This window comes from Marinimicrobium sp., assembly GCF_002695945.1.
Classification (GTDB): domain Bacteria; phylum Pseudomonadota; class Gammaproteobacteria; order Pseudomonadales; family Cellvibrionaceae; genus Marinimicrobium; species Marinimicrobium koreense.
Genome location: NZ_NZQP01000001.1, coordinates 1 through 8,572 on the forward strand (window position 1 = coordinate 1; position 8,572 = coordinate 8,572).

Here is an 8,572-nt window from a genome sequence, read left to right on the forward strand (position 1 = left end):
GGTGGCGGTAGGGGTAAACCGGAATCATCGGGACGGGATCGGTTTTATGGTAGACACGGTAAATATTGCTCGAGAGGGCCCTGTTCGTCAGATGCCGAGCAAAGCCTTCCAGCCCGACACGGGGTGCGCCAAAGGTGTAGAGTTTGACCGGGTTGCGACGTTGGCCTTTGAGCCAGTCTGCCAGTTTGGAAACATCTTCAACGTGGGTCAGGAGTTTTCACAGGACGGCAAACAGTTCGATGAACTCTTCGAAGAAGGAGACGAGTTTAAGATTGGAGAACTGAATGTTCGAGTCATGCATACCCCCGGCCACACGCCCGCCTGCCTGACTTACGTAATTGAGGATGCGGCCTTCGTGGGCGACACGCTGTTTATGCCGGACTACGGCACTGCACGAGCAGACTTCCCCGGCGGCGACGCCCGGACTCTGTACCGCTCGGTACAAAAGCTGTACGCGCTGCCCGACGAGACTCGGTTGTTTCTGTGCCATGATTACCTATCCGAGGGACGCGATCACCATCAATGGCAAACTACCGTAAGAGAGCAACGGCAGCACAACATCCACATTCACGAGGGCGTCGACGAAGACGAGTTTGTGACGATGCGTGAAAAACGCGATGCCACACTGGGCATGCCGAAGTTGATTCTACCCTCCATTCAGATCAACATGCGGGCAGGCAGTTTCCCGCCAAAAGAGGACAACGGCATGAGCTACCTAAAACTCCCTCTAAACCACTTCTAAAACGAACTCCGGGCGAGAGAGAGACAGGTATAAACGCTTGTATCGTACCCATCGAGATTGGCTACAAGAGACACCCCATTGTCAAACTATCCCTCACGCCAAGTGGGGCAACAGTTGAATCGCGCTCCACGACGGCGCAGGTCTGCAAGTTGGTCGATTTACACGCCTCGACCGTATTTCGTTAGTCGGTCAAATACCAGCCAACGTCAACAAGGAAGTTTTGGAGGGGGGATTAACCAGATGAGGATGATGAGCGGTAGTAGTGGCGAGACTAAAAAAGCCCTGGAGGTCGCACGACCTCCAGGGTTACCTCTGTTAAGCTTTCCGGTTTGCGCGGCTCCCGCCGTGGACGAGACTGTAGAGCGCGGGCAGCACCAGCAGCGTCAGCAATGTTGACGAAATGATCCCACCGATGACTACAGTGGCCAACGGACGCTGCACCTCGGCACCAGTTCCAGTGTTAAGCGCCATGGGCACGAAACCCAGGCTAGCAACCAGCGCAGTCATCAGCACGGGACGCAGGCGTAGTAGTGCCCCCTCGATAATGGAAGACGCCAGATCACCTGACACGTGCCAACGATCGCGGATAAATGCGAGCATTACCAAACCGTTCAGCACCGCGACACCGGATAACGCGATAAAGCCAACGCCAGCCGATATTGACAATGGCATATCGCGAAACCACAGTGCCAATACACCACCAGTCAACGCTAGTGGTACGCCTGTAAAGATAATGAGTGCGTCTTTAAGCGAGCCCAGTGCCACTACCAAAATCACAATAATAATAGCGAACGTCACGGGGACCACAAGTGACAACCGCTGACTCGCCGAAGCCAACTGCTCAAAAGTACCTCCATAATCTAGCCAGTACCCTGCCTTCAGCTTCACTTCGGCCGTGACACGCTGCTTGGTTTCCGCTACGAATGACCCCAAATCCCGCCCCCGAACATTTGCCATAACCACGACTCGCCTTTTGCCGTTTTCCCGGCTGATTTGGCTGGGCGCGGGCGCAATTACGAGCGTAGCGAGTTCCGACAACGGTGCATACCCGCCCTCTGGCAAAGGCACAGGCAACTCGTGCAAGTGCTTGACATCGCGTCGCACGTTTTCTGGAAGACGAACCACCAGCTCAAACCGGCGATCCCCCTCATAGATCAATCCCACAGACTCACCTCCGATAGCAGTCGCAACAAAATCCTGTACATCGTCAACGGTGAGCCCGTACCGGGAGATCGCCATACGATCGGGGTGCACTGACAGCATTGGTAGGCCGTCAACCTGCTCAACCCGTGCATCGGCTGAGCCCTCTATGTCATTCAAAACCGCGAGAATCGCCTCAGCTGAGGCTAGAAGCTGTTCGAGGTCATCACCAAAGACCTTGATTCCTAAATCCGCTCGAACCCCCGAAATTAACTCATTAAAGCGCATCTCAATCGGTTGCGTGATCTCGTAGTTATTGCCCGGAACTTCCTCCAATGCCTCCTCCAACTCTTGAAGCAGTTCATCCTTGGGAAGCTTTGGATTCGGCCATTCACTGCGCGGTTTAAGTATCACGAAGTTATCCACCACATTTGGAGGCATCGGGTCCGTCGCCACCTCGGCTGTGCCTACCTTGGCTAACACCTTGTCAACCTGCGGGAACGATCTAATGCGCCTTTCCAACATCTCCTGCATCGCCACCGATTGTTCCAGCCCCGTGCCGGTCACCCGTAGCGCCTGCACCGTAATATCCCCTTCATCCAGCTGGGGCACAAACTCTGATCCAAGTGTTGTGGCCAGCCAGCTTGATGCGAAAACCAGAATAGTGGCACCGGAAATGATCCCCCATCGTAACCTGAGAACCCAACTCAACAATGGTCGATAAAGTGACTTTGCGGCGACGATGGCACGATTTTCTTTCTCGCTGACGCGCCCGGTCATAAATACAGCGACCGACGCGGGAACCACAGTCAATGAGAGCACCAATGCTGCCAGAAGCGCCATTACAACGGTAGCAGCCATCGGCTGAAACATTTTCCCTTCGACGCCAGTCAACGTGAACAACGGAATGTAGACGACCGTAATAATCAACACCCCGAATAGACTCGGTCGAATGACTTCGTTAGTCGCTTCAAAAACCAACCGAAGTCGTTCTTTTCGTTCGAGCTTGCTGTTATCAGATGCCTGAGCTTCTGCCAGGCGGCGTGTCGCGTTCTCCACGATGATGACCGCCCCGTCGACAATCAAGCCAAAATCCAGTGCGCCGAGGCTCATCAAGTTGGCAGACACTCCTGTCTTGACCATACCGAAAACGGTGGCGAGCATCGATAAAGGAATCACTGCGGCAGTAATCAGCGCTGCACGAATGTTTCCAAGCAGCACAAAGAGCACTGCTATGACGAGCAACGCGCCCTCCAAGAGGTTCTTCTTTACGGTCGCGATGGCCTTGTCCACTAAAGTGGTGCGATCATAAACGGTGTCCACCCGTACGCCTTCGGGAAGAGAAGACTCGATCTCTTCAAGCTTTATCGCCAAATCGCGAGCCACAGCGCGGGAGTTCGCTCCCATTAACATCATCGCTGTACCAACAACGGTTTCAACTCCGTTTCGCGTAGCCGCGCCACTGCGCAACTCCTTTCCAATCGCGACCTCCGCGATGTCTGCAACACGCACTGGCGACCCATCGACAAGTTTCACCACCACCTGTTCGATGTCGGTTATCGTTTGCAACTGACCAGGCGATCGCACCAACAGCTGCTCGCCATTGTGCTCAATATAGCCAGCGCCGCGATTGTTGTTGTTGTTCCGTAGGGCCTGGCTCACATCGTCCAAGGTCACGTCAAAAACCAGAAGCTTTCGTGGGTCGGGGGTGACGTGATATTGCTTGGCAAAGCCGCCGATCGTGTTAATCTCGACTATACCGGGTACAAGAGCCAACTGCGGCTCTATAATCCAGTCTTGAACTTCGCGCAATGCCGTTGCATCGTACGGTGTTCCGTCAGCCTTTACCGCTCCAGGCAAGGCCTCAACCGTATAGGTAAAAATTTCACCGAGACCGGTTGCTATGGGACCCATCTCGGGCTCAAGGCCTGGCGGAAGATCGTTCTTAATCGCGCCTAGACGCTCGTCGATCAAGTTTCGAGCAAAGTAGATATCGGTGCCATCTTCGAACACCACTGTCACTTGCGACAACCCATAACGGGACAAAGAACGCGTATATGATAGATTTGGCAACCCTGCAAGCGCCGTCTCTACCGGATAGGTAATGCGCTGTTCGGCTTCCAGAGGCGAATAACCCGGAGCCTGGGTATTGATCTGTACCTGAACGTTGGTAATGTCAGGCACTGCATCAATCGGTAAGCGCTGATAGCTCCACACACCTAAGCCGATCAGTACAAAAATAAAGGACAAAGTGAGGTAGCGCCGCTCGACTGAGAAGCGAAGAATCGATTCGATCATCGTCTGTCTCCTAATCGTGGTCTTCGACGCTTGACTTCAAAAGGTCAGCTTTAACCAAAAAACTGTTGCCCACGACATAACGTTCACCCGCTTCGAGCCCAGAAAGGATTTCGGTGTAACGGTCATCACTGCGGCCAAGTTCTACCAATTGCGCTTTGAATACATCATCCTTATTGGTAAAAACCACCGTTTTACCCTCAACTGTTTGCAGGGCGCGATTGTCCACCGCGACAGAGGCTTGAAATGACTCTACGACAATTTCCCCCATAACAAGCAGCCCGGGTGTCCATTGTCCGTCTCGGTTGTCAAGTGTACCTCGAGCAATAAGGTAAGGCCGCCGCTCACTTCCAGGAAGAACATGGCTAAGCGTCACCGTTCCTTTAACACTGTCAGAAGACAGCAGGACCGTTTGCCCTTTCGAAACGGCCGATCGTTGCGCCGGGAATACGTGAAGCTCCACCCAAAGTGGGTTTAAACGGGCAATAGAGAAAAGCGCTCGATCCTGTGTTAGTTCGCCAACCGCTGTTTGGCGGTCGACGACAACCCCGTTGATCGGCGAGCGAAGCTGGTAGGTCCTCAGGCTGTCATTGGACTCAATTTCAGCGAGTAAATCGCCGGTTTCAACCTGATCGCCAATCTGGGCATGAACCTGATAGACTTGACCAGGGAACCGTGCCCTCATGTGGGTTTTCTGGCCAGGTGGCACAACGATCTTTCCGTACACCCGAAGAATGCGGTCGAGGGTAGCGGGTCCAGCTTGGCTTGTACTTAGTCCGGCTTTTTGTGCCGTCTCTGAACTGATCCGAACCACCTTCTCTCCTTCATTCTCTGTTCGATTCCTTTCGTGCGCTTCATCCCGCCCCCTAGGTTCAATAAAGTCCTGAGTGAAAGCAGCGTTCGAAGTAAGAATCACCATTAGTACCGAAAGAATAACGTAATATCTGTGTCGCATAGTCTTGTTCCTATAGTTTTTTCAGCGCTGGTGGTCAACGGGAAAGTCTGCTGGTAGATAGAGGCTCGGCAGTCATTTGTTCAATAAGGGCGCCGTATTGAAGCACCGAGGCTGCCGAGTCGATCATCCTCCGTCTAGCAGCCAACAACTCTTCCTGCGCGGCAATCAGATCCAAGTAGCTATACCGCCCCCGTTCATATGCTCCACGCGTCTCCCGTAGCGCACGATTGAGTGTCGGTATTACCTCTTCTTTCAGCACTGCTGAGACTTCAACGCCCTGCTGTCGATTTTGATAGGCTTCGAAAAGTTGCGCATGCAGATTAAACAGTGCCTCTTTCCGCCGAAACGTCACTTGATCACGTTCGGCTTGGGCAGCGCGAATTTCCCCACTGCTTCGACGATCTGCAAACAAGGGCATACTAACCCCTGCAACTAGCCCCGTATCGCCAGAGCCTTCCATCCGGCGTACCCCTAGGCTCCAGGAGATATCACTTTTGGCACGCGTTTGTGACAGCCGGATCCTTGCTTCCTTCAGGCGAGTCTCACTCGCAAACACAGCCAAAGCGGCGTTGCCTTTGGCTCTGTCGTATAGAGACGCAAAATCATCCGCGGGAGGGAATTGAAACAGGTCCCCTTGAAGCTCCTCAAAATCAGTTTCGATAGCGCCCCACAGACTGGTAAGATGGGTCTTCTCTATTTCAAATACCCGCTGCATGCGAGATAAGGTGATTTTTGTTTTTGCGAGAGCGGCTTTGGCCCGTAAAACCTCTGCATTTGGTGCAACACCCGCGCGTGCTCGCTTTTCAACTGCCTCCAGTGTCGCGCGAGCTAGCACCAAAGCATCTTTTTCTAGATTCAACCGTTCCTGTGCTGCCAAGGCGGCGACGAAGCCATGCGTCACCTCGCCGAGCAGATCCAACGCTTCAGCCCTACGCCGCGCGTCCAACAGACCAGTGCGAGCATCGACCAGCGCCACTCGCGCCGAACGCTTTCCGCCGAGTTCAATGACCGACGACAGTGAAACCGTCTGTTCTGAGCCACGCAGGCCTTGTATTTCACCCTCTCCAGCGAAGTTCTCAACCTCCGCACCCAGCTCATAGGCTGGCGTTAGGGCAGCGGACTCTCTGACCCCCTTGAGCCCACGCATCCGAACTTCGTACATCTGCAAGCGGGGGTTGTTCTGCATGGTTTTGTGAATAGCATCGTCCAGTGTAAGCACCGCCTCCCGGTGCTGCCCATACGAGAGGCCGCTCAATAACAATAAAAGACTCAATAGTAACGTGTGCGCGGTGCGCACACGCACGCGGGCGAGCCCAACCCATAAACCAAAGTAGTTCATCGGTAATTATCCTAAAAAATTATTTCAGTACCCCAACAATGGGGACCAGCTCTAGAGTGCTAAAAACTCGGGACCTATCAGGCTTAGGGTGGTCGAAACAGAGAGGGGCCGTGGACGGACGAAAAGTCAATTAGGTAGGAGGGCAGCACGCCCCTAACATCAGAATAAAAATCAGAAAATTGATGAACGGCCATCGCGAGCCAACAAGCGTGGCAAAGGGCACAACAGGAGCAACCGTCTTGCAGTAAAGCGGTATTTACGGCCTCGCTTGTATCGACCTTACAATCTCCGGGCTGGAGCTCTTGATTCCACCCCAGAGTACGGTCAGCCCACTGAGAAGTCGGATGTGCCTCAACAGCGACGACGAAGCCCTGAAGAACCATCAGTGTTATCAATACAATCGTCACTTTTTGTTTTGTCAAAATTGCCTTCCGGGCTGACATACGTTTACACATACTCCACCACACCAAGAGCCAGAAAGGCATCGCTCGCCCCAGGGTCTGTGAAGGTTCTATTTCTTTGTCATCGAGCTTCGGCTGCGCTCGGTCAATCCTTGCAAAATGCCGCACTGCTCGACACTTCGCCCCTCCGCGCAGGCCTGACGCAAGGATCGCAACTGAACTTCAAGCGCTTGTAGCGTTTTGATTTTTATCGTAACCTGAGCAATACGATTATCAATAAGATCGTTGACACTACTGCAATACTCTGTTCGTTGGCTTCGTAGCTGTATCAGCTGCCGGATGTCGTCGAGACTCATATCCAAACCGCGACAATTTCGAATAAATTGCAGGTTCATCAAATCTCTATCGCCGTAATCTCTATAATTGCTTTCCGTTCGAGAAGGCTCTGGCAGCAAACCTTTTTTCTCCCAAAAGCGTATTGTTTCAACCGGCAAACCAAGCTTCTTCGCCAAAGCGCCAATTCTCATGAAGACCTCCTTAACCAAGGCAAACTTATAGTAGATCCTGCATAACAACGAGGGTGTTGCACGAGGGCCATCACATAAACCGATATTCCCGTCACCGGAGAGAAAGCCTCGCCTGGAGGGTGTCTGGAGTCAGGCAACGACCGCTGTCGTGGCATGCCTGAACCCGAACTTCGGCGGTTAACTGGTCATTAGACACGTCTTTGAGAAGGGTAGCGCGAATGATGGTACCATCATCGTAAATGGTCCAGGGTTCATCACCGAGCCCGCTGTCGATAGTGCGACCGAGTGGGTAGTCGACTTCCAACGGCAAGGGTTCACCCCCGCTCACGGAAAGCTCGGTGGGGATCAAGAAGTCCAAGGACGCGGGGTTGGCATTCACGTGCCAATCGCCTTCGATCAAGAGTGTCACACGAATACTGTCCCCTGCCCCTCGCACAGCAAGGATATCGACCAGATCAGCGGTGGTTTTAGCCGCCTCGCCGCCAGCCGCTGCGTCTAGGGTTTTGGGCTCTAAGAGCGGCCACTGCCATGCCAACAATGCGCTCACCACCGCCAAAGCGCCCAGACCAGGCACCAGCCAGCCGAAGATTTGGGATTTATTCATGCGCATACGACTTATTCCTCCGTAGAGCTGCGCAGCGTCGACGCCAGCGTGTCCGCCACAAACAGGTCGGGCAGCCGTTTTACCGGCTTCCCGCGACCATTGAGTACCACCGCAAACGGCAGGCCGGCCCCGCCGAACTCGCGCAAATAACGTTTCAGGCGCTCATCAGGCCGCGTTAGGTCAGCGCGCAGTGTGATAGCATTAACCTCACGGACAGCTCGGACCACACGCCGATCACGATAAACGGTCTGTTCGAGCACTTTGCAATTGATGCACCAATCAGCTGTAAATTCAATCAGCACCGGTCGTTGTGCCGTCCGCGCATCGCTCAGTGCCTCATCCGTCAGAGGCTCCCAGGCCAAGGTATCGGTTGCGACACGACCCGGCTGCGGCCACGCCGCGAGTCCCGTGACCACAGTCCCGACCAATACTACCGCCGGAACCAAGCGCGCGCGGAGGTCAGGTCCGACCCATAGTGCGCGCATCAGCCAGAAGGTAAGCACCGTCACCCAGATTATCCACAGCAACCGTCCCACACCATCCGGGAACACGGTAGCCGCAAAGAACAC

The 8,572-nt window shown here is 53.9% G+C and carries 8 protein-coding genes; 1 reads left to right on the plus strand and 7 read right to left on the minus strand.

Annotated features, from left to right (window positions below):
- On the minus strand, nucleotides 1-112 hold a 112-nt coding region (locus CMG77_RS16050), incomplete at its 3' end, for a hypothetical protein (protein WP_502691698.1).
- Here CMG77_RS16050 and CMG77_RS00005 point away from each other — a divergent pair.
- Nucleotides 92-742, plus strand: a complete 651-nt coding sequence (locus tag CMG77_RS00005; protein WP_353743476.1) for an MBL fold metallo-hydrolase — start codon at nucleotides 92-94, stop codon at nucleotides 740-742. The genes CMG77_RS16050 and CMG77_RS00005 overlap by 21 nt on opposite strands.
- Before the next feature lie 315 nt (nucleotides 743-1,057).
- Here CMG77_RS00005 and CMG77_RS00010 read toward each other — a convergent pair whose 3' ends face one another.
- From CMG77_RS00010 to CMG77_RS00035, 6 genes are all read right to left on the minus strand, one after another.
- The gene (locus CMG77_RS00010; protein WP_286903366.1) at nucleotides 1,058-4,180 is read right to left on the minus strand and encodes an efflux RND transporter permease subunit; all 3,123 of its coding nucleotides are present in this window, start codon (nucleotides 4,178-4,180) and stop codon (nucleotides 1,058-1,060) included.
- Nucleotides 4,181-4,190: 10 nt separating this feature from the next.
- Entirely contained in the window at nucleotides 4,191-5,132 is a 942-nt protein-coding gene (locus tag CMG77_RS00015) for an efflux RND transporter periplasmic adaptor subunit (RefSeq protein ID WP_286903367.1), read from the minus strand.
- 34 nt (nucleotides 5,133-5,166) lie between these two features.
- A complete protein-coding gene (locus CMG77_RS00020) occupies nucleotides 5,167-6,471 on the minus strand; it encodes a TolC family protein (protein WP_286804872.1) in 1,305 nt (434 codons plus the stop codon).
- A gap of 511 nt (nucleotides 6,472-6,982) precedes the next feature.
- Nucleotides 6,983-7,399 carry a Cd(II)/Pb(II)-responsive transcriptional regulator gene (gene cadR, locus CMG77_RS00025; RefSeq protein ID WP_286804873.1) on the minus strand — a complete coding sequence of 139 codons (417 nt, stop codon included), beginning with the start codon at nucleotides 7,397-7,399 and terminating at the stop codon, nucleotides 6,983-6,985.
- Between the two features lie 91 nt (nucleotides 7,400-7,490).
- Nucleotides 7,491-8,003, minus strand: coding sequence for a protein-disulfide reductase DsbD domain-containing protein (locus CMG77_RS00030; protein WP_286903368.1), 513 nt, complete (start codon nucleotides 8,001-8,003; stop codon nucleotides 7,491-7,493).
- Nucleotides 8,004-8,014: 11 nt separating this feature from the next.
- Nucleotides 8,015-8,572, minus strand: a 558-nt coding sequence (locus tag CMG77_RS00035; protein ID WP_286903369.1) for a thioredoxin family protein, incomplete at its 5' end; no start/stop codon positions are given.

Bases quoted from the DNA above. Each gene is read 5' to 3' on its own strand.
- cadR (WP_286804873.1), bottom strand. From the start codon at position 7,399: ATGAGAATTGGCGCTTTGGCGAAGAAGCTTGGTTTGCCGGTTGAAACA.
- CMG77_RS00020 (WP_286804872.1), bottom strand. From the start codon at position 6,471: ATGAACTACTTTGGTTTATGGGTTGGGCTCGCCCGCGTGCGTGTGCGC.
- CMG77_RS00005 (WP_353743476.1), top strand. From the start codon at position 92: ATGCCGAGCAAAGCCTTCCAGCCCGACACGGGGTGCGCCAAAGGTGTA.
- CMG77_RS00010 (WP_286903366.1), bottom strand. From the start codon at position 4,180: ATGATCGAATCGATTCTTCGCTTCTCAGTCGAGCGGCGCTACCTCACT.
- CMG77_RS00015 (WP_286903367.1), bottom strand. From the start codon at position 5,132: ATGCGACACAGATATTACGTTATTCTTTCGGTACTAATGGTGATTCTT.
- CMG77_RS00030 (WP_286903368.1), bottom strand. From the start codon at position 8,003: ATGAATAAATCCCAAATCTTCGGCTGGCTGGTGCCTGGTCTGGGCGCT.